A 19,884-nucleotide genomic window follows, 5' to 3' on the forward strand; every position below is an offset into this window, starting at 1 on the left:
AATTGAAGATGCTGACTGAGCGAACTGCAGCAGTAGTTCCAGCCCATTCGTCTGATTGCTTAAGCCAGCGCCAATCGGCAAGACTGCAGTAACGCGTTGATTGAATCCGTGAGCCCATCCGGGCGGGTCATCAGTGCTGGAAATTCAATTGCGTCGACTTGCAGGCTCTCCGCGAACAGGACAGCCACTGCCAGCGCAGCACACAATGACCGTTTTGAATCCGGTTCCCCGAACATCCATGCATTGCTCACTACCACATGATGATCCAAAGACATTAGCTGGCCGGCGTACCGGTCGGACCGTCGAAGGTCGAAATGAATGGTCCGCTGCTTGTCAAAGGTGTTGCCGATTGGTTGGGCAGCGGCTCCATCGACCGTCAAATGGAGGCGGTTGATTCCGATGGGCAACGCTTTGGGGACGTACTCAATCGGTGTGAGGTTGACCCAGGTCGGATGCAGGAATTGCTGGATCGCTTGGGCAGTAGCTGGTGCTAGTGGAAAGGGAAGGTCCATGCTGCCACTGGTTTCCTGCCCAAACGCCAGGGCAGCGGCGACTGCAAAGCGATCTCCGCTGACCACACGCGGACGCCCGTCGATGAGCAGCTCGTTTACAAAGGGCACTGCGTCGTAGCGCTCAGGCTGGGCTACGATCGCCGATCCGCCAGTATCCGTGTTGCCTTGCCAATCGAACTTCACTTGACTACTTCCTTTTCCGGCGTCGACGACAGGAGGGCGGCGAGATCATCTGTGTCGCCTGAGAAATCGATCCAGGAGCGCAGTGTCAGATCACGTGTGCTGGCCGAGATGGACAAATTTTCCAGGCTCTCGAGCGGTAGGCCTCCCACACAGAGGACAAACATCAAGGCATCCTCGTCACTCAACAGGCGCTGGTGAACTTCCGCGCCGGGGAAGGATTTATCCACCACATGCTTGACCCAATCCAAGTTCTTGCTGGAAGCAAAAACCAACACAGGTTCGTCAACCGCCCCCCAAGATCGCCGTCCGGCTGTGACCATGGCGTCGATGGCCATCAGCGTAACTTTATCCCTAGAGGTTGCGGCAGAAGGATCATCGACCTCCACGGCCATGCCCGCATCCTGAAGGGCGGAAACCCGGTCCAGCCCGACTTCTTCGAAGACTCCGATTTGGGAAATGAGCTGCCCGTCCCAGTCATGCTCAAGGATGTGGCGGTCCGCAAGCATGAGTTCGTCCGGAAGACTGACAGTCTCGGCGGTTTCACAACGGACGACGGCTGCCCGCCGGACCAGGTGTCCCGGCAGGTAGTCGGCCACCGAAGCCAGGACCTCCTGCCGCTCGCCCAACGCCTTGGGTGGAGTTTTCGAATGGGCTTTGTGCAGGGCACGGAATTCGACAGTGGACATCGGCACCCTGGCCATCGTCTGGGTGAGTACGGCGGACGTGTGCTGGACCACCGAATCGGTTTCGGTGATCTGTCCGCTGTGAAGGCGGCGCAGTGTATGCACATAGCCGGTGTGGTTCAGCCGGATGCCGGACCGCATCATCCGAATACCAAGGTTGTAGTCGGAACCGCTGCGCAACGACTCGTCATAGCCAAGCCGGCGGACCACCTCCGTCGCGATCATCATAGTCGGGTGCAGATAGACCCTGCCGGAGGTCAGCAGGGAACCCAGCGAGAGATCCTTCCCCGGCAACAGGTTCATTTCACCTGTCTCGTCATCGAAGTCGACCCAGGCGCCGTAGGAGCCGTGGTGCCCGGGGCGCAGGGCCGCCAGGTGCTTCTCCAAGCGCCACGGCAGCATGATGTCGTCGTCGTCATGAACGGCGGTATAACGGCCGCGGCTGACGGAGGCCGCGAAGTTCCGGGCGGCAGCAATGCCCGCATTCTCCCGGTAGAAGTAACGGATCCGCTCGTCCCTGAAGGACTCCACTACCTCCCGGGTCGCGTCGGTTGAGCCGTCATCGACGATGATGAGCTCGAAGTCCGGCATGCTCTGGGCCAGGACCGACCTGATGCTGTCCGCGATGTAAGATGCTCGGTTGTAGGTCGACACGACGACGCTTACGGGCAGTTCGGCATCCGCGGGCCTGTGCTGCCAGTTAACCGTATTGCGGATGACCGACTTGTCCTCAACGTGGATCTTGCTGTTGAGCTCGATCGCCTTCCGGCCCTGGGCCGTCTCCGAGGCGATCTTCCGCGAGGGTGCGTGCCACATGTGGTACATTCGCACGTCGTCATCGACCACCCACTCGAGCCGCGCCCCTGCACGACGTAGCCGATTGGCGAAGTCGATGTCTTCGCCGCCGTAGATTTCCATGCGCTCGTCCAGACCGCGGATCTCCAGGTATCTGGCCCGGCTGGCCGCCATCATTCCGCCCATCCCCCATCGCGGGCGCATGCGGGAGACACGTTCGAGCAGCCGCCAGTCAATCGTCCGGCCCGCCAGCTCCACGTCCGAGTAGCCTTCGGGCAGGTCGCGGCACTGGAGTACCAGCGCCAGATCCGGATTGGCCAGGATCGCTTTCCCGACAATTTCCATGGACTTCGGGGAGAAGATCATATCGGCATCGGTGGATACCAGGACTCGGCCCGAGGAAACGGCAAAACCGGCATTAAGCGCCCGGGAGCGGGACCATACACCGTCCGTCTCGGTGTAGACGTAGACGGCGCCGGCCTCCTCCATGGCACGTTTCGTTTCCGCGTGTTCTGCCGAGCCGTAGTCGGAGACAATGACTTCCCCGGCCAGACTGCCAAATGACCTTTGAATGGTTTGCACAGCCATCCGAAGGCGGTTGATGCCCCAATCCTTGAAACCAATAACAACAGATACATCCATTTGCGTGGTCATTTCGACGAACCGTTCGGCCTTCCTGGGATAATGTGCATTCTGCCCGGGCCGTCGGTCCGCGCCTCAAGGCCAGGTCGCCGGATCCCGAGGAAGGTCCTCGGGAAACACTTTTTGCCGAGCGGCTCAAGGGATGGCCAAGCTAGTGCTGTCATTTTTACCGTCACCACATGCCGCGTTGTCGTGATGACCCCGACCGGGTGAAGGCCCGGATCGGACCGTGGAGGAACGAACAGGTAGGAGCTGGGTACGGCATCGGAACGTAGGAGGCTCCGGCTCATGACTTCGTGTCCTGCGGTGTCGAAAAGACGAATGAGCAGTACGGCAGATTCCTCAGCCACCGGACGGTCATAGTGAAGGGCCAGATGAAGTGCGTTCGATTGGTGCGCCACCTTGAACACATACTGGCATTCGGATTTCATAGTTCTCCCCTGAAGGTGCGGTACAGATGTCTCAATCTGCCGGAAGGATGTAGGACTCGGAGTGGTCCCGCACGCCGGAGTGGCAGCTCGCCGGGTCAACCGCCGAGCGGCTCCCCAAAGAATTCCTCGTGGGCGGCCCGGATGTGGCCGAGGAACCGTCCCCGCGATGGCGGCTGGTGTCCCTGCTGCATCGCTTCGAGGACCAACCGGATCCTACCGGAGGCATCCACACCGCCGGTGGAAGCGTCGACGAACCGGGACGCGGCGAACGGCGCGTAGTGATCGGTGACGTGCCCGGTGTCGTTGGAGTTCTGCACGTAGCGGACATAGTTCGGCACCTCCGGCTCCGCATACAGCCGGCGCAGATTAACCCGCTCCGCGTACTGGGCTTCGACGTCGTCAATCGTCTCGTGCCCCGGGAAAGCCGCCTTCACAAAAGCCTTATGGACCCAGGGAATGTAGTCGCCGACGCGGGTCTGGGGCGAGAAGCTGACGGCTACTGAGCCGGGAATCCGGCGCGCGACCGCCATGGCGGCAAAGCCGCCCCCGCTGGAACCGGCCAGCAGGACCCGGCTGTAGTTCCCATCCGCTGCAACCTGCCGGATCACGGCAGCGACATCGTCGGCCAGATCCTGTGCGGCGGTGCCGATGTACCAGCCAAGCGGCATGCCACCGTCCAATTCAAGCGTGGTGTCGGCAAAGAAGAGCCGTCCTGCGTCCAGTTCGCCCAGCGTTTTGCGCCATTCGAAGCGCGGCAGCTGGTACTTGGTCCGCTGCAGGGAACCGTGGAAGGCCACAACCAAGGTCTGCGAATCGCCCGGAGTGTAGAGGCACCGGACGGGCAGCCCGCCGTCCTTCCGGAACGGGATCACATATGAGAGATCCTCCCCGGCGGAATGCTCAATCGCCCCCGCATCGTCGATGTGGCGGACCTCAACGCCGTTGCGTTCGTCCCACTCAGTCTTAGTGACCTGCACTGATGTCCTCCAGCAGTCTTTCCTCTAGTCCCGCAAACCTGACAATTCTAGCGATCGACGGCGCGGGGCGGCCGCCGTCCGAAGTAGCCTCGTGCGGGAGTTCCGCGGCCAGCTGCTGCCAGCTGGGCGCCGCCAGCATGGTGGCCGGCAGCAGCGGGGCGAGCAGTGCGAAGACATCCGCGTCCAGCGGCAGCCACACCGGATAGCTGCCAAACATGGCGTGCACGTTTCCGGTGACGGTCGTGACATCGTAGTGGTGCCCGGCGTCGGATTCCGGCCCGTGAGCAGCCAGGACGGCGACCTGCGCAGCCTGGATCCTGGAGGTCAGGGCGCTTTGGAACTCAAAACCGCTCGGATCGTAGGCCAGGACCAGCTGGGCCGCCACAGCATCGGTGATTTCGACCCGCTGCAGCGCCCCGGTCCGGAATGCCTCCAGGTAATCGTCATTGAACGCCGGCCCGAAGGAAGCGTCCCGCCCCAGGCTGTACTGGTGCTGCACGCCCACCCTCAGCCCCAGTGACCGAGCCTGCTCCACGTGGTGCAGCAGCAGGGCCGACTCGGTACCGCCGGAGCTGAAGTCCCCGACCAGGACGATGTCGAGTTCGCGGCTGGATACCGCCTCCGGCAGGTACCGTCCCGGCGCGGCGAAGGGACGCTCCGGCAGGGGAAACGGCAGATGGCCGTTGTGTTCGCCGGCCTCGATTTGCCGGTGCCAGCGCTGGTAGTACTCCCGGTAAGCATTGCGGTCCGGGGCCCGGAATCCCAGGCGGAAGTCCTCCACGGACAGGTTCGAGTCCGTCACCAGGGACAGGGTCAGCGGCGCCTGGCTGACCTCCAGCGGCTCCTCGGGATTCACCAGCAGCTGGTACCGGACAATGAATTCCCCATCGGCAGCCTTGCGCACAGTGTCCCAATAGCCCAGCTTGTCGCGCACCACCGCCACGGGGAACAGGGTTGAGACGTGTGCGGGTGTGATGAAGGCCCCGCGCCAGCCGCGGTAGTGGAAGTACAGGTCAGGGCCCACCCTGGTCCAGGGAGCCGAGACCAGCCGGTGGTCCGGCTGAGCAACGGCGGCCGCCACCAGCCGTTCGATTTTCTGCGGGTGCTGCCAGTCGTCGCCGTCGAAAACGGTGACGAACTCGCCCCGGGCCCGCTCGAAGGCCATGTTCCGGGACGTGTACGCTCCGGAGTTGACCGGGTTGGCGACCACGGTAATGCGGGGATCGGCGCCAGCCCAGCGCTGCAGCAGCGGCCAGTATTCCTCACCGGAGCCGTCATCGACGATGATGACTTCGATGTTCCGGTACGTCTGGTTCAGGGCGGAGCGGACCGCCAGGTCGGTGTACTCATCCGGCCGGTAGACCGGCATGAGAATGCTCACCAGCGGACCGCCGTCGACGGGCAGGGCTTCGGCGGCGGCCAGGCGCTGGAAGGGCTCCTCCTCGCCCGGCGTGAGCCGAAGCTCGGCCAGGCCCTCGGCACGGTAGACGCTGTTGATGGTGTCCAGCCAGTCCTCGACGCCCTTGTTGGAGAGACGGAACGGGTTGCGGAAGTTGGCGCGGAAGAGCTGCACGTCATGCCGGCGGTCCTCGGCCGGCTTGAACAGTGGCAGCAGGGACTCGGCTTCCTCGTACCGGCCGGTGGAGGCCAGGGACTCGAGCAGGAAGGCGGCGCGGCCCTTACCGGCGAACAACTCGGTCCCCCGCGAGCGCAGCACCAGCTGGTACATGGTGGCGGCATTGAGCTGGTCCAGGGGGCTGGCGCTCTGCCGGAAGCATAGGTCCGCCAGCTGGGCCAGCGGCAGGCCGGCAGCAGCCAGCAGATGCCGTTCCACCTCCAGCCGCGCGTTGCCGCCCAGCCGGTAGTTTTCCAGGGCCCGTTCCAGGGCGGACCAGCTCCAGCGGCCACGGGTGGCTTTCAGGCTCAGCAGGTCCCGGCCTTGGATCGAGCGCATCTTGGTCAGCCGCTGCATGATCTGGGTCATCGACAGCGAGTTGTGCTGCTGGAACCACGCGAGGGCGCCGAACTGGGTGAACCTGGAGAGCAGGTCCGGTTCCAACCCGGAGGCCCTCAGCAGGTGGAAGGACTGCCGGGACGTGTCCCGGGTAGCCACCATCACCCGGGACAGCCGCCGGTACGTGACGGCGATGCCCACGCCGACCAGCAGCACCAGCAGCATGACGGCCAGCAGGAGCAGGTTGGTCGAGCCCAAGGCGAGGCCGACCAGGGCCAGCACCAACACCGCGCCCGCCATGACGCCCGCCAGGGGGACAACGAGCCGGGCCAACTGCCGGCGGCTGCTGCGCAGCTTGGAAACCGGTGTGCTCATGAGTGTTCTCCCCTTGCTGGAAAGCTGGTTTGCAGCTCCGGTTCCGCCGCACTGAAAATGCTGCGTAGCCTGCGGGAGCGGCCGGGCGGGCGGTAGCTGATGTCCGCGGCATCGATCTGCGGGGGCAGCACGAAGCCGTCCCACTGCTCGCTGGAGTTCTGCAGGAAAGTTTCCATTTCCGGAGCCCAGGTGTGTCCGCCATGCCCGGGGGCGTCACCGTAGCGGTGCATGACGTAGTTCTGGCCGTGGCCGCGGTAGATGCTCCCGCCGGCTGCCTCCACTGCCTGCAGCAGGCAGCGGTCCACCGCCCGGTGCACCGGGCGCCAGCCGCCGAGGTCGGCCAGGTCCTGCCGGGAGATCAGCATGGTACCGCCAGCCACATGGTGGCAGTAGCGTTCCCCCTCCGCGGGCCTGCGGGTGAGGATGTCCAGATCCTCGAGGTAGACGAATTCGACCTGGCTGCCGACCAGGTCCGCCCCTGAGTACCGGCGGGCCTGGACCAGATCGCGGAGGTGGTTGCGCCCGTACCAGTCGTCGTCGTCCATCTTGGCCAGCAGCTCCCCGCTGGCAGCCGCAACTCCGATGTTGAGCACCTGGCCCAGGACCTGCTCCGCGCCTGCCGTACGGACCACCAGGTCACGCGAGCACTCCGCGCGCAGCCGGTCCAGTTCCCCGTCCGGCAGTTCGATCCCGTGCAGCACCAGCACGATTTCCACCGCAGGCCAGCTCTGCCTGTCGATTTGGCGTACGGCCTCGCGGACGCGGTCCGCGCGGCGGGTGGCCAGCAGCACGCTCACCGTCGCAGGTTCCGGCTGTGCCAGGTTGGGAACCCAGCGGGCCCAGCGCGCGGCCGGCTCGAACAGATCGAGCGCCAGCCTGCGCATGTCAATGGACTTGGATTCGCGCCGCAGCGGCGTGTCCTGCGCGTCGAAGTCCGTCACGGCAGCGGCCAGGTCCGGCCCAAGCAGCTGCAGAGCCCGGCTGCCGGGACCGGCGAGCATCGGGATACCGGCGACGGCGAGGTTGGAGATGACGACAGAGGCGGAGCGCTGGTCGGAGGCGGAGAGCAGCCCGGCAATATCCACGTAGCTGTGCGGGCGCAGGGCCGCGACAGTGTGCGCCCCCACCGGCTCGCCGGGTGCCAGAACGGCGGTCCCGTGCACGCCGTCGAAGGCCACGCCGCCGTCCGGCGCGGGCACCGCCTGCACGATGCCTGACCCGGGGTAGGGCTCAAAGCCGCGCGGCGACACCGACCGGACGTCCACCGGCGGCAGGGCGGTGGACCAGCCGTCGACGTCGGCCAGGCCGGACTCCGGCAGGATGATCCGGGCCGGCCGGCGCACCGAAGTGATCTCCGGCGCAGTAGCGGCCACCAGTACATCCACCGGAAAGATGTCATGTTCTTCCGGCTCAAGCATGTCCGGGGTGAGGGAACGGGCCAGCGGGTCTCCGGCGGCCCACGCGGCGTGGACGGGATCAGTGAGGCCGATCCGCAGGCCGCGGACCACCGATCCCGGCCGGCCGACCTGGAAGTGCGTGAGCGCGGCGGCGACCGCGCGGTGCACATCCACCCAGTTCCCGGCAGACACCGTGACCGCTACATAACCGGCGGGGGCAGCCGACCCGGCGACCATCAGGCCGCTGCGCAGCTGGGCAACAGTAGGCGGGCCGGACTCCGGACCGGCGGCGGGATGGTCCCGCAGCACCAGATGGACCCGGTGCGCCTTGCCGGACAGGGACAGCAGCGGCAGCCACCGGCGGGCCTGCGCCAGGGACTGTGCGGCCAGCACAAAGTTGTCGTGCCAGAGCTGCTGCGTTCCGGAACCGCGGTCAATGCGTGCCGGGTCCGCCAGATCCTCCAGCGCCCACTCGTAGGCTTTCGGGCCGAGCTTCAGTGCCGTGGCCAGCTGCGGGAGGGAAAAATCGTAGCTGCCGGCCAGCGTGTTCGTCAGATCCACCGCTATCTCACCCGGTGGTCCAGCGGCGCAGGCGGAGGGCAGTCCGCGCGGCCAGGTACCGCGGCCCCTTCCGCACCGCGCGCAGCGGAACACTCCCGAACGGCCGCCGGGCAGTGCCGCCGGCCGGAGCAGCCGAGGAGGCTTCCTGCCACCAGTGGCGCTTGGCGCGGGCCAGTTCGCTTTCGAGCTGCCGGATCTGCTGCTCATAGTCCCGGCGGGCTGCAGGATCCTTCAGGTCCTTGACCACGACGTGGACGTCGAACCTGCCGGCGGCACCCTTGCGAAGGAACATCTTCGGCGCGGGCCGGCCGGCGGCGTAGGCGCCCAGGCTGGCACCGGACACCCAGCGTTCGCCGCCGTCGTCCCGGATCCCCTGCTCGGCGGCGCTTAGGTCTGCCGCGGAACCCAACCCGGCCGTGTCCCACAGTTCCAAAGAACCGGAAACACCGTCAACCACTGCGCGCAGCAGCCGGGCACCGGATTCCTGGGCGGCCTCCACGGCTGCCTGCACTGAGTGGCTGCCGAAGACGACTCCGGCAGGACAGACCAGCAAATACTGCGCGCCCAGGACAGCCTCGTCCACGGTTCGGACAAATCTAACGTCCGGCTCGAACGCCAGCCACTGCTCCAGTAGCACGGAATCCTCCGAGTCCGGTATCAGAACCTGCAGCGGGTTGCGCTGCGTGCTGCCGGTCAAGATCGAACTGATGGACAGGGCGGCAGTCCGGGCATCGGCGCTGCGGGCGTCCAGCAGGATGGTCAGCATGGCTGCCCAGCTGCGGCGGGGCTGCTGGAGGTCGACCACCGGCAGTCCGGCTTCCTGCTGCCACTGCCTGATCTGCTTATGGACGTCCAGGGTTACTGCGAGGTCTGTCACGGGATGGTCCTAGAGCGCGAGCGAGGGAACTGCTGCGGCGGCCAGGGAGCCGTCCGCGCCGTCGGCCGGCCGCCAGACACCGCGGGTGTCAATGATCCGCCTGCCCAGCAGCCGGTCCTGGTCCAGGGCCTTGAACTCGTCATGGTCCACCAGCAGGACCACCAGGTCTGCGGCCTCCAAAGCCGTGTCCAGCTCTGCCAGGCCAATGTTCCCCGCGCCGGCAAGGGCCTGCGGCAGTGCGGGCACATGCGGGTCCACGGCCAGCAGGGTGGCCCCCGGCGCGGCGTCGGCGAGCAGGCGGACCACGTCCATCGCCGGAGATTCGCGGGTATCGTCCACATTGGCCTTGAAGGCCAGGCCAAGCAGGGCAATGGTGGGTGCGGGAACGTCCGCCACCGCTGCCAGGGCCCGGTCCACGACATGCCCGGGCATGGAATCGTTCAGTTCACGTGCTGCCCGTGCGAGGCCGGAGTGGTTGGGGAAAGCGCTGACCAGGAACCAGGGATCCACGGCGATGCAGTGCCCGCCTACGCCCGGACCGGGCTTGAGGATGTCCACCCGGGGGTGCCGGTTGGCCAACTCGATCAGGCGCCAGACGTCCACGCCGAGCTGGCCGCACATCAGGGCCAGCTGGTTGGCGAAGGCGATGTTCAGATCCCGGAAGGAGTTCTCCGCGAGCTTGGTCATCTCCGCGGTCTTGGCGTCGGTGACATGGATTTCGCCCTGGCAGATCACCTCGTAGAGTTCCTTGGCCATGCGCGAAGCCTCGGGCGTCAGGCCGCCGACGACACGGTCATTGGTGACGATTTCGATCATGATCCGGCCCGGCAGCACGCGCTCGGGCGAATGGGCCAGATGGATCTGCCGCTTGCCCGGCTCCGGCAGCAGGCACAGGTCCGGACGGGCCGCCACCAGGAACTCGCCGATGCGTTCGGTGGTGCCGGGCGGGGAAGTCGATTCCAGGATGACGAGTTCGCCGCCGCGCAGCACAGGTGCGATCATTTCCGCGGCACTACGCAAGTAGGAGAGATCGACGTCCTTGTCCTCGGCTACAGGCGTGGGGACGGCGATGATGAACGCATCCGCCTGCGGCACTTCAGTGAAAGCTTTAAGACTTCCCAAACTCACGGTGCCGGAGACCACCACGCCCAGATCCGGTTCGACGAAAGGCACTTCCCCGCGGTTTACGGCGTCCACGGTGGACTGCTTCACGTCGACGCCGGCAACCTTTTTGCCGTGGCTGGCGAACGTCGCCGCCGTCGGCAGGCCGATATAACCCAGGCCGATAACGGCCAGATCGAACGTGGTTTTCCCCATAATGGACCCCCTACAAAAAGACCTGTTCCACGGGATTCCCGAAAAACTTGATGGAAGACGAGGCGAGCAGTTCGCCTGCGCTCACTTGCCAGGTGTGCTGCGTATGGTCAGCGCTGCGGACCTGACAGTAGTTGAACCGGTCCGCGGCGTAAATCTTCCGACCCGATTCTAGGACAGTTCTCAGGAAGGTCGTGTCCTCGCCCCGGTTAACGGCCGGAAACGGGTGTTCTCGGAAGGTTTCCAAACGGGCGAAAAGCGTTGGGCCTGCAACGAAGTGCGAGTACCGGTGCTCCAAATGTGAGTTTCGCAACACCGTGACGGCCGGCGCTTGGAAATGCATGTAGTGCGCCATCTTTCCGACCACGGCGGCCCCGGAGTAGTCCAGTGCCTGCAGCTGGTCGAACAGGTACCACGGACCGTACAGATCGTCGTCGTCCCATTTGGCGGCAAATTCCCCCGAAGCCTTCTCCGCCAAGGCGTTCAAACACTCCCCGAGGGTCATCTCGGCGGGGAATTCCAGTGCGGACGCGTCCGCGATGCCGGCCTCCCGGCACTTGCGGTGGAACTGGTCCAGGTCCACCGCAAACCCGTGGGCGCCGTAGACGAGCTGGACGTCGACCCCGCGCTGGCTGGCCACGCCCTCGATCACGTGGTCGAGCTGGTCCGGACGGATGCTTGAGGCCAGAACGGAGACCAACGGCCTGTCCTCCGTGGCTGCCAGCTGCGGCCTGACCGCGCGCAGGATCTGCTCCGCGCGGTGCCGGTAGGTATGCCCGGCCCAGATCCGACGCTGGGCGAGATGGACCAGACGCTGGGCATAGTCGGGATTGTTCAGCAGGGTGCGGATGACGTTGGCCGCCTCCTGCCGGCTGTCCACCAGCGGCAGTTCGCCTTCGGGAAAGAAGTGCAGCATGGCAGGGCTGGGGGTCGAGACCACGGTGGCGCCGGCCGCAGTCATCTCAAAAACCCGGCGCGAGCACATGGTGGACGAATCCACTACCGAGTTGACGTTGAGGAAGACCTTGTACGCCTTGTAGGCGGTGAGCATTTGGGCGTAGTCCAGCGAGCCGGCCACGTATTTGTCCAGTGGGGCCGGGAACTGGTACTCGTCCTGGCGGCCCAGCTGGCGGGAGAAGATCTCGAAACTGTAGTCCTGCCCGCTGCAGGCGTCGGCGGCCGCTGGCAGAATGATGTCCATCTGCTCGCGCCGTTCCGGATATTTGTGGGCGAAGTACATCCCGGCGAAGGCAACGTCCCGCTCCTGCCAGCCGTGCCGGGGCCGGACCGGGTTGTGGATCTTCGGCTGGGCCGCGAAGGGCAGGCAGCCCACCTGGTCATGGCCCAGGTCCGAACGGTAACGCGGCAGCATGTTCTGGTCGCTGGTGAAAACGTAGTCGCACAGCCTGGCCAACGGCAGAAAGTCCTCGTAGTGCGGCGGATCCTCCTTGTTCCAGAACACCACCGGGATGCCCAAGGACCTCACGGCATCGATCAGTTCACGGATCTGCGGGGCCGGCCCGCTGCTGCCCAGCAGCTTGTAGCGCCAGGCGCCGCCGTTGGCGGCCCAGGCGGACTCGATCAGCACCAGGTCCAGACCCAGCGCTTCCATGTCCCCGGCGGTTGTTCCAGGCGCCAGCGGCGTGCACCGCCACTCCCACTCAAAGCCGGCCAGCGAGAATTCATCCATGATGACGCCGGCGTGCACGGTGAGATTGGCGGGAACCGCTGCTGCCAGCTGGGCAGGCTCGAACCGGGGCCGGCGCCGGCGGACCGGCGCGGCCAGGGACAGCAAGGTGCTGCGCAGCGGACCGGGACCCGTGCCGGCCGGGTCCTGGCGGCGCACGTGTTCGCGCAGCGCGCCGAGGCCGCCGTTGCGCAGGTGCCAGAAGCCCCGGCGCAGCGGGGTCAGTATCGCATTGTTCATTACTTGCTCACTTAAGGTTTGCCGGCGGCGCGCTTACGGGCTGCCTTGGCACTGCGCCAGCCGCTCTCCAGCAGATCGGTCCGGATCTGCGGGCGGCTGGCCATGATTTCATTGCGGATCTGCATGCCGTAGTCCTTGTTGCCCTGGGTCATGCGCCAGACGAAGTTGTGGTACTCCTTGGTCACCACCTCGGGGTCCCCGTCCATGATGAAGTCCCCCTTGTCCAGCCAGATGCAGCGGTTGCAGTTTTCCTTGATGGTGCCCAGGCTGTGGCTGACGATGAAGACAGTGCCGGCCTGTTCGCGGATGAAGTCCATACGCTGCTTGGACCGCTGCTTGAACTGCGCGTCGCCGGTATTCAACGCCTCGTCCACGAGCAGGATCTCCGGATCCACCGCGCAGGCGATGGCAAAGCGCAGCCGGGCGCCCATGCCGGCGGAGTAGGTCTTCATCGGGTGGTTGATCTCGTCCTCCAGCCCGGACATCTCCACCACGCTGTCGTATTTGCTCTCGACCTCGTCCTCGCTCATACCCATGGCCAGGCAGCCAAGGCGGATGTTCTGGGCACCGGAGAGCGAGGGAATCAAGGCCGCGTTCACGCCCAGCAGGACCGGCTCGCTCTGGGCGTAGATGGACCCGCCGGTGGGCAGGGTCAGGCCCGCCAGGACGCGCATCAGGGTGCTCTTGCCGGAGCCGTTGCGGCCCACGATGCCGATCGAATCCCCCTTGTAGCCCACAAAGCTGATCTGGTGCAGCGCGTGCTTGACTGTACTCGAAGAGCCGCCAAACCGTCGCCGCGCTGCCGCCAAGATGCCCCCGGTGCCGTCCCCGACGTCCCCGTGGTGCTGGGTCCGGTAGTGGACGTCCACGTTGTCCACGACAATGGACGGCTCGGCGTCCCACCGGACGCCGCTCTCCGACAAGGCAAACTTAGCTGACCCGGCCATACGACTCCTCCTGCCGCCAGAAAACAAAGAAACCTGCGGCCAGCAGACCCAAGGACCAGACCGCCAGTGTTGCCCAGCTCTGCCAAGCCGGGGTGGCGGCATAGAGCACCGAGTCCCGGACGATATCGATCACGCAGAACAGCGGGTTCGCTTCCAGGATCTTCACCAGGGGCGGATATTCGTTGAAGCGGTCGAAGCTGTAGAACACCGCCGAGCCGTACATCCACAAACGCAACACAAAGGACAGCAGGTTGCCGATGTCATGGACCTTGTACAGGAATGGCGCCAGGAGCATGCTGAGGCCGAGGTTGAACAGGTGCTGCAGCAGCATTACCGGGATAATCAGCAGCCACCGCCAGGTGATTTCCTCCACCGGCGCCGCCACGATGACCAGCAGCAGCATCACGATGGTGGACGGAACGGACGAGAGCAGCTCCCGCAGGTTGGCGGCAATCGGCAGCGCCGCGCGCGGAAAGGTGAACGCCTTGATCACGGATTCATTGGCCACAAGACTCCGGGCGCCAGCTAGGATCGCCGAGGCGCTGAACTGGAAGGTGAAGATGCCGATCACGAGATAGCCGACGAAATTGTCGATGCCCCGGCCGGTGCCCAGCAGCATGCCGAAAATGAAGTAGTAGGTCAGCCCGTTGAACAGCGGCGTGAGGATCAGCCACAAGCTGCCGAGCTTGTCCTTGTCGTTGGCAGTCTGGACCCGGGCCTGGGCGTCGAAGGCGATGAACTGCCGGCGGTCCCAGAGCTGGACTAGGTAGTCAGTGAAGCCCGGCCGCGCACCGATCCTGCGCAGTTTTTTCAGGCTGACGGGAACGGTGATGGTTTCCGGGGCGGAGGCCGGCTCTGCTGCCGGGGGTCTGGTCTCGGTCACGGTCACCGGACACCCGCGATGTCTGCCTTAAGGCCTGTATAGAGACCGGCCAGCGCGGTGGCATTGGCCGCCCAGGTCCGCCCGCGCAGGATGCCGGCCCGGGCCTGGGTGCCCAACTCTTCACGCAGCCGGGCGTCCGCCACCAGTTTGCCCAGCGCGGCCGCCTGGTCCCCCGGATCGCCCGCGCGGAACAGCACACCGGTGCGGCCCGTGGACACCAGCTCGCGCAGGGCCGGCAGGTCACTGGCAGCGACCGGGCGGGCGGAAGCCATGGCCTCCACCGGCTTGAGCGGGGTGACGGCACGAGTCACATCAAGATCCTTCCGTGGCACAACAAAAACATCCAACGCCTGGTGGTACAGGTGGGCCTGGTCCCGGGGGACGCGTCCGGGCAGCAGCACGCGGCCCGCGATGCCGAGCTCCGCGGACAGCGCCCTGAGGCCGGGAGCGGCCACGCCGTCGCCGACGATCAGGCAGCGCAGTTCCGGATACCCACCGGCCAGCCGGGCGAAGGCCCGGAGCAAATCGTCCAAACCTTCATAGTCAACCAGACTGCTGACGGTGCCAATAAAGGTACCCTCTTCGGGCAGGCCCAACTGCCGCCGCGCCTGGGGCGGCGCTGCCGGTTCAGCCAGGAAACTGTCGCCAACGGCGTTGGGCAGCAGCAGCACCTTGTCCGCGGGGATTCCCTGGCCCACGATGTCCGCCTTCATCGCCTCGCCGAGCGTGGCCACGGCGTCGGCCTTGGCCATTACGTCCCGCTCGCGGGCCCGGAACAGGTGGTACCGCTGGCTCTGGCGAGCCCCGGGTCCGCGCGCGGCGGCCCAGGTGTCGGCGAGCTGGCCGCGCACCTCGTATACCCACGGAATGCCCAAGGCCCGGGCCACGGCACCTACTACCAGGCCGTTGACGAAGTGCGTGGTGGTATGCAGCACTCCGGGCCTGAGCTCCAGGGCCAGCTGCAGCAGCCCCTCCGCCTGCTGCTGCAGGCGCTGGTCGAAGCCGGGCGGCAGGCTGGCCGGCAGGTCCCGGTGGTAGACCACGCCGTCGAGCACATCCACCTGCCGGGCCAGCAGCCGCCCCACCTGCACCGGGTAGCCGGTGCGGGTTACGGCGTGCACCGTGGCGCCAAGCTCGCATTGGGCCTTGAGCAGCGAATGCGAACGTTGCGCGTAGCCGCTGCCGGTGTGCGGCAGCGAATTGGTCAGCAGATGCAGCACCGTGTCCGGTTCCGGCCGGTAGCCGGGCACCGGCGGCAGCTGCGGGGCCCAGCCGGTGAAAACCCTCAGTTCACTGGCCAGGCGCTGCCGCTGGCGCTCGTCGCGGCGCCCGCCGCCGGCCAGGGCCGCGACGGCGCCGGCCATGTCGCCGTCATACCAGCGACGCCTGGCGGCGGTGCCGCGGCGGCCGGAGGTGCCGGGATCGACATTCGCCAGCAGCCGGTCCGCCTCATCCGCCAGGCCGGCGGCGATGGCGACATCCGCCAGGCGCAGCGCCCGGCGGCCGGAGGCTCCTGCCTCGGCCGCTGCCTGGAGCTGCCTGCGCGCGAGATCTTGCTGGCCGCTGGCGAAGGCGCCCAGCGGCGCGGTAAAGGCGGTGCCCCCCCGCCGGGCGGCCCGGCGGGCCAGCGGCTGGACCAGTCGGGCCGGCAGCCGGCGCGAAACCTGCAGTGCGAGTACTGCCGGATCCTCGCCCAGATGCTGCCGGACGGTCCCTGCGGCGAGCCGGGCATTGTCCGCCAGGCGTCGCGCCGTCACGGCCTCTTCCCTGCCGCTGCCGTCCGGCCCGCTGCCGCCACGCTTTCCAGCAGTTCCATGTAGGAAGCGGCCAGCGCCGGCACATTCGCGTTGTTGCGTACCCACTCGCGGCCCCTGCCCCCGGTGGCCAGGCGGGAACGGTCATCCAGCAGGTCGCGCCAGAGCTGTGCCACGGCCTCCGGGTAGGCTCCGACCACGTCGCCTGCGCCCGAATCGTCCAGGATCTTGCGGGCCTCGCCCCGGACAATGCCGGTGACGTGGCGGCCCAGGGCCAGGACCTCGTAGGTCTTGGACGGGATGGTGGACTCGAAGGACTTCCAGTCATCCCGCAGGGAGACCACGCAGGTGTCCGCGCGGCGGTAATACTCCATCACCGCAGTGCGGTTGGCCGGGGGATGGAACTCCACCGGCGCGTCCAGTTCGGCCGCCAGCTCGATCAGGTGGTTGCGCTCCACGCCGTGGCCCACCATGGTCAGCTGCATCTTGTCGCCCACGAGCGCGGCGGCCTTGACCACCACATCCAGCCGCTGGCTCTCGCCGTGGTTGCCCAGGTAGACCACTTCGAGCCGTCCCGGCGCAGCGGAGGGTTCCGGCAGCTCTTCGATGAAGTCCAGGTCCACTCCGTTGCTGACCGTGGCCACATTCTTCAGTCCGCGCTGGCGCAGGATCTCGGCGAAGCCGTAGGTGACCGTGACCACCAGGTCCGCACGGTCCTGGATGGCGATGATGATGCGCTCCACGACGCTCTTGGCGCTGCCCTGGACGAGCCGGGCATCGCGGGCGATGTCCGGCCAGGCGTCCCGCATGTCCACCGCCAGGGGTGCGCGCAGCAGCCTGGCCGCCAGATAGCCTGCCCCCAGGATAGGCAGGCTGGGCACGGTGACAACCACCACGTCCGGCCGGGGGCCCATCAGTGCGGCAGGGATGCTGCAGGCCGCGGAGAACAGGTGGTTGGCCAGCCGGCCCAGCCGCGTGGTCCGGTGCGGCAGGAACGGCACCCTGCGGATCCGCTCGCCGTGGTCGCCAGCGTGCCGGCGGAAGGCCCGGCCGGCCTGGTCCTTTGGCAGCGTCCGCCGGCCCTCGGGCAGGTGCGCGATCGGTGCCACCACGTCCACCTCCCAGCCGCGCTGGCGGAAATGGGTGATGAACTGGGACCAGCGCCGCTGCGGCGGGCTGACTTCGGGCGTGTATGAGTGTGTCAGCAGCAAGATCCGCACGGGCTGCTCCCCCTATAGCTTGAGACTGTGGTGCAGGTGACTGGCGGCAGCATCAGGCGCCCATTGCCGCGTTCCGGCCCCGGCGCGGCTTGTAGCCCCGCCGGATGCGGGCGTAGTACAGCACGCCGATGCCCACCAGGAGCGCAGCTACCGTGCCGCGGACCACGGGGGACTTGCCTACCGCCGTCGTGCGTTCGGTATCCGCTGCGGCCAGCTCTGGCATCGGCGTGGGCGTGGGCTCCGGTTCGGCGCTGGCCGACGGCGCGGCACTGGCCTCTGCTTCGCGCTTCCTGGTCTTGGTCGGCTCCGGCTTGGGTGAGGGTTCTTCCTCGGGCTTGGCCTCCACCGGCAGCAACGTGTCGCGGTTGTAGAGTTCCCCGGTCACCGGGTCCATGAAGTAGTTGGTGTTCGGCACGTAGAGCAGGCCCGTGGCGGTATTGACCAGGTAGCCGGTGGCCGGGTGGACCGGCAGGCCGTACGTCGGATCCAGCGGATAGCCGGTGACGGGGTCGTACTCGACGGCAGGTTCAGGTTCAGGCTCAGGTTCCGGTACGGATTCCGGTTCCGGTGCGGGCTCGTCGGCAGGCTCCTGGGTAGGCTCGGGTGCCGGTTCCTGGCTCGGTTCCGGCTCCGGGTCCGAAGGTTCAGGCTCGGGCTCGGGCTCAGTGGTCTTCCCGGGGTTGGTGACAGGCACCGGCTCGGTAACCGGCAGGGCGGCAGCCGGTGCGGACACCGCGCCGAGCAGGGCCACCGCCAGGGCGGCCGCGGAGAGGCGGCTTCTGGTTCCCATAGTCCGTTCCTAGCTTCCGGCTTCGGTGGTGGCCCAGTAATCGTCGAACGCGCCGTTCCGCAGCGCGTCCGTGATCTGGTCGATCGCTTCCTGGTCCTTGATCACGATGGACTGCCCGTCCGCCGACGTGCCGGTGCCCAGGGTGGGCAGCGTGAACATGTGGATGTCGCCGGAGCGGACATCGCGCAGGCCGACGCCCAGTTTACCTACGGTCGCCGCATCGAATTCGGCGTCCACGCTGATGTAGGGCGAGAACTCCGAAACGACGTCGGCGATCCGGCCGGGATTGGCCAGCGTCCCGGCATTCAGGAAGCGGGACATGACGGCCTTGACGAACAGCTGCTGGTTGCGCACGCGCTGGTAGTCGCCGTCGCTGAAGGCCTTGCGCTCGCGCACGAATTTCAGGGCCGAGTCGCCGTCCAAGGTCTGCACGCCCTGGGGGAAGAACTCGCCCAGGGAGCCGCTGGACTGGAAGGCGGCGGGGTTGTTGATCTGGACGCCGCCCAGGGAGTCCGTGAGGGCCTGGAAACCGGCGAAATCGATAATGGCGACGTGGTCGATCCGGGTGTCGAAGAGCCCTTCGAGGGTTCCCACCACCAGCGGCACGCCGCCGAAGGCCATCGCGGCGTTGATCTTGTGTTCTCCGTAGCCGGGGATGTCCGTCCACAGGTCGCGCATGATCGACATGACGTAGACATTTTCGCGGTCGGCGGGGATGTGCATGAGCATCATGGTGTCCGAACGGCCGCCGTTGGGCACACCTGCCAGGTTCTCGGTCTGGCCGCTGCCGCCGCGCTCGTCCGAGCCCATCAGCAGGATGTTGACCGACTTGTCCGAAGATGCCTTCACCGGTCGGGCCGCTTCCTCTGGGAAGGCGGTTTCGATGGTCTGGGATTTGCTGTTGAAGGTATTGGCGAGGTTCATCACGTAGCCGCCGGCCACGATGGCCGCAACCACCACGAGTCCGAGCATCGTGAGGATGGCGGCACGCACGGGGTGGCGCTTCCTGCCCCGGCCCCGGCGGCCGCGGGGACGGTATTCACCCTCGTCAGGCTCGAGATTGTATGGATGTTCGGACAATTTCTGACTCCCAAAGGACCTAGGCAACTTCTCGATCTTAGCGTGGTTGCCTCGGTGAACCGGCTAAAATTGACGTATGCCACAGCCGTTTCGTGCCGTCCGCCTGCCCGCTGCCCTGTTCCTGGCCGGCGTGGTCGTGGCCGGGACCGCCGCGTGTTCCCCGGCGGTCCACGTCGAGGCGGCGCCGGATGCGGCCAACCCCGGGTGCGCCCCGATGATGGTGCTGCTGCCGCAGTTCGTGGCCGATGCACCCAGGCGCGAGACCACCAGCCAAGGCTCGGCGGCCTGGGGCAATCCGTCCCAGGTGATCCTGCGCTGCGGGGTACCCGTGCCCGGGCCGACCACCGACCAGTGCGTGAGCGTCAATGGAGTGGACTGGGTCCTGCGCGGGCCCGAGGGAACCCAGGAAGGAAGCTGGACGGCGACCACCTACGGGCGCACGCCGGCGACCGAGCTGGTCTTCGACCCGGACCAGGTGGCCGAAAGCAGCGTCCTGACGGACCTGGCCGCCGCTGTGTCGAAGATCCCGCAGACCAACAGGTGCCTCAGCATTTCGGACACGCTGGAGACCGGGCAGTAGCC

General features: G+C 66.5%; 15 protein-coding genes. 1 reads left to right on the forward strand and 14 read right to left on the reverse strand.

The window, feature by feature from the left end; all coding sequences use genetic code 11:
- Positions 1 to 59: 59 nt before the first annotated feature.
- The 14 genes from HGG74_RS12550 to HGG74_RS12615 form a co-directional block, all read right to left on the reverse strand.
- Positions 60 to 695 carry a hypothetical protein gene (locus HGG74_RS12550; protein ID WP_168486800.1) on the reverse strand — a complete coding sequence of 212 codons (636 nt, stop codon included), beginning with the start codon at positions 693 to 695 and terminating at the stop codon, positions 60 to 62.
- Positions 692 to 2,827 (reverse strand): glycosyltransferase family 2 protein, encoded by a 2,136-nt coding sequence (locus HGG74_RS12555; protein WP_168486802.1) that lies wholly within the window; start codon positions 2,825 to 2,827, stop codon positions 692 to 694. Before HGG74_RS12555 ends, HGG74_RS12550 begins: the two co-directional genes overlap by 4 nt.
- Before the next feature lie 514 nt (positions 2,828 to 3,341).
- On the reverse strand, positions 3,342 to 4,223 hold the full coding sequence (locus tag HGG74_RS12560; protein WP_168486804.1) for an alpha/beta fold hydrolase: 882 nt from the start codon (positions 4,221 to 4,223) through the stop codon (positions 3,342 to 3,344).
- On the reverse strand, positions 4,210 to 6,552 hold the full coding sequence (locus HGG74_RS12565) for a glycosyltransferase family 2 protein (protein ID WP_168486805.1): 2,343 nt from the start codon (positions 6,550 to 6,552) through the stop codon (positions 4,210 to 4,212). The genes HGG74_RS12560 and HGG74_RS12565 overlap by 14 nt, the downstream gene beginning before the upstream one ends.
- Positions 6,549 to 8,510 (reverse strand): glycosyltransferase family 2 protein, encoded by a 1,962-nt coding sequence (locus tag HGG74_RS12570; protein WP_168486807.1) that lies wholly within the window; start codon positions 8,508 to 8,510, stop codon positions 6,549 to 6,551. The genes HGG74_RS12565 and HGG74_RS12570 overlap by 4 nt, the downstream gene beginning before the upstream one ends.
- A gap of 7 nt (positions 8,511 to 8,517) precedes the next feature.
- A complete protein-coding gene (locus HGG74_RS12575; protein WP_168486809.1) occupies positions 8,518 to 9,387 on the reverse strand; it encodes a hypothetical protein in 870 nt (289 codons plus the stop codon).
- A gap of 9 nt (positions 9,388 to 9,396) precedes the next feature.
- A complete protein-coding gene (gene wecC / locus HGG74_RS12580; protein ID WP_168486811.1) occupies positions 9,397 to 10,704 on the reverse strand; it encodes a UDP-N-acetyl-D-mannosamine dehydrogenase in 1,308 nt (435 codons plus the stop codon).
- Positions 10,705 to 10,714: 10 nt separating this feature from the next.
- Complete coding sequence (locus HGG74_RS12585) at positions 10,715 to 12,628, reverse strand: glycosyltransferase (RefSeq protein WP_168486813.1); 1,914 nt, start codon at positions 12,626 to 12,628, stop codon at positions 10,715 to 10,717.
- Between the two features lie 11 nt (positions 12,629 to 12,639).
- Positions 12,640 to 13,575: an ABC transporter ATP-binding protein gene (locus HGG74_RS12590; protein WP_168486815.1), complete on the reverse strand. Its 936-nt coding sequence runs from the start codon at positions 13,573 to 13,575 to the stop codon at positions 12,640 to 12,642.
- A complete protein-coding gene (locus HGG74_RS12595) occupies positions 13,559 to 14,458 on the reverse strand; it encodes an ABC transporter permease (RefSeq protein ID WP_168486816.1) in 900 nt (299 codons plus the stop codon). Before HGG74_RS12595 ends, HGG74_RS12590 begins: the two co-directional genes overlap by 17 nt.
- Positions 14,459 to 14,460: 2 nt before the next feature.
- Positions 14,461 to 16,215, reverse strand: a complete 1,755-nt coding sequence (locus HGG74_RS12600; RefSeq protein ID WP_312856835.1) for a glycosyltransferase family 4 protein — start codon at positions 16,213 to 16,215, stop codon at positions 14,461 to 14,463.
- Complete coding sequence (locus HGG74_RS12605; RefSeq protein ID WP_168486818.1) at positions 16,212 to 17,432, reverse strand: glycosyltransferase family 4 protein; 1,221 nt, start codon at positions 17,430 to 17,432, stop codon at positions 16,212 to 16,214. The genes HGG74_RS12600 and HGG74_RS12605 overlap by 4 nt, the downstream gene beginning before the upstream one ends.
- 52 nt (positions 17,433 to 17,484) lie before the next feature.
- Complete coding sequence (locus tag HGG74_RS12610) at positions 17,485 to 18,222, reverse strand: OCRE domain-containing protein (protein ID WP_168486687.1); 738 nt, start codon at positions 18,220 to 18,222, stop codon at positions 17,485 to 17,487.
- 9 nt (positions 18,223 to 18,231) lie between these two features.
- Entirely contained in the window at positions 18,232 to 19,302 is a 1,071-nt protein-coding gene (locus HGG74_RS12615) for an LCP family protein (protein WP_246262870.1), read from the reverse strand.
- 76 nt (positions 19,303 to 19,378) lie between these two features.
- Here HGG74_RS12615 and HGG74_RS12620 point away from each other — a divergent pair, with 76 nt between their 5' ends.
- Positions 19,379 to 19,882 carry a DUF3515 domain-containing protein gene (locus HGG74_RS12620; RefSeq protein WP_168486820.1) on the forward strand — a complete coding sequence of 168 codons (504 nt, stop codon included), beginning with the start codon at positions 19,379 to 19,381 and terminating at the stop codon, positions 19,880 to 19,882.
- The last annotated feature ends 2 nt before the right edge of the window (positions 19,883 to 19,884 follow it).

The organism is Arthrobacter mobilis (assembly GCF_012395835.1).
Taxonomy (GTDB): Bacteria; Actinomycetota; Actinomycetes; order Actinomycetales; family Micrococcaceae; genus Crystallibacter; species Crystallibacter mobilis.

Coding starts and splice junctions, on each gene's coding strand:
- HGG74_RS12555 (WP_168486802.1), bottom strand. CDS start 2,827: ATGACCACGCAAATGGATGTATCTGTTGTTATTGGTTTCAAGGATTGG.
- HGG74_RS12565 (WP_168486805.1), bottom strand. CDS start 6,552: ATGAGCACACCGGTTTCCAAGCTGCGCAGCAGCCGCCGGCAGTTGGCC.
- wecC (WP_168486811.1), bottom strand. CDS start 10,704: ATGGGGAAAACCACGTTCGATCTGGCCGTTATCGGCCTGGGTTATATC.
- HGG74_RS12585 (WP_168486813.1), bottom strand. CDS start 12,628: ATGAACAATGCGATACTGACCCCGCTGCGCCGGGGCTTCTGGCACCTG.
- HGG74_RS12590 (WP_168486815.1), bottom strand. CDS start 13,575: ATGGCCGGGTCAGCTAAGTTTGCCTTGTCGGAGAGCGGCGTCCGGTGG.
- HGG74_RS12610 (WP_168486687.1), bottom strand. CDS start 18,222: ATGGGAACCAGAAGCCGCCTCTCCGCGGCCGCCCTGGCGGTGGCCCTG.
- HGG74_RS12620 (WP_168486820.1), top strand. CDS start 19,379: ATGCCACAGCCGTTTCGTGCCGTCCGCCTGCCCGCTGCCCTGTTCCTG.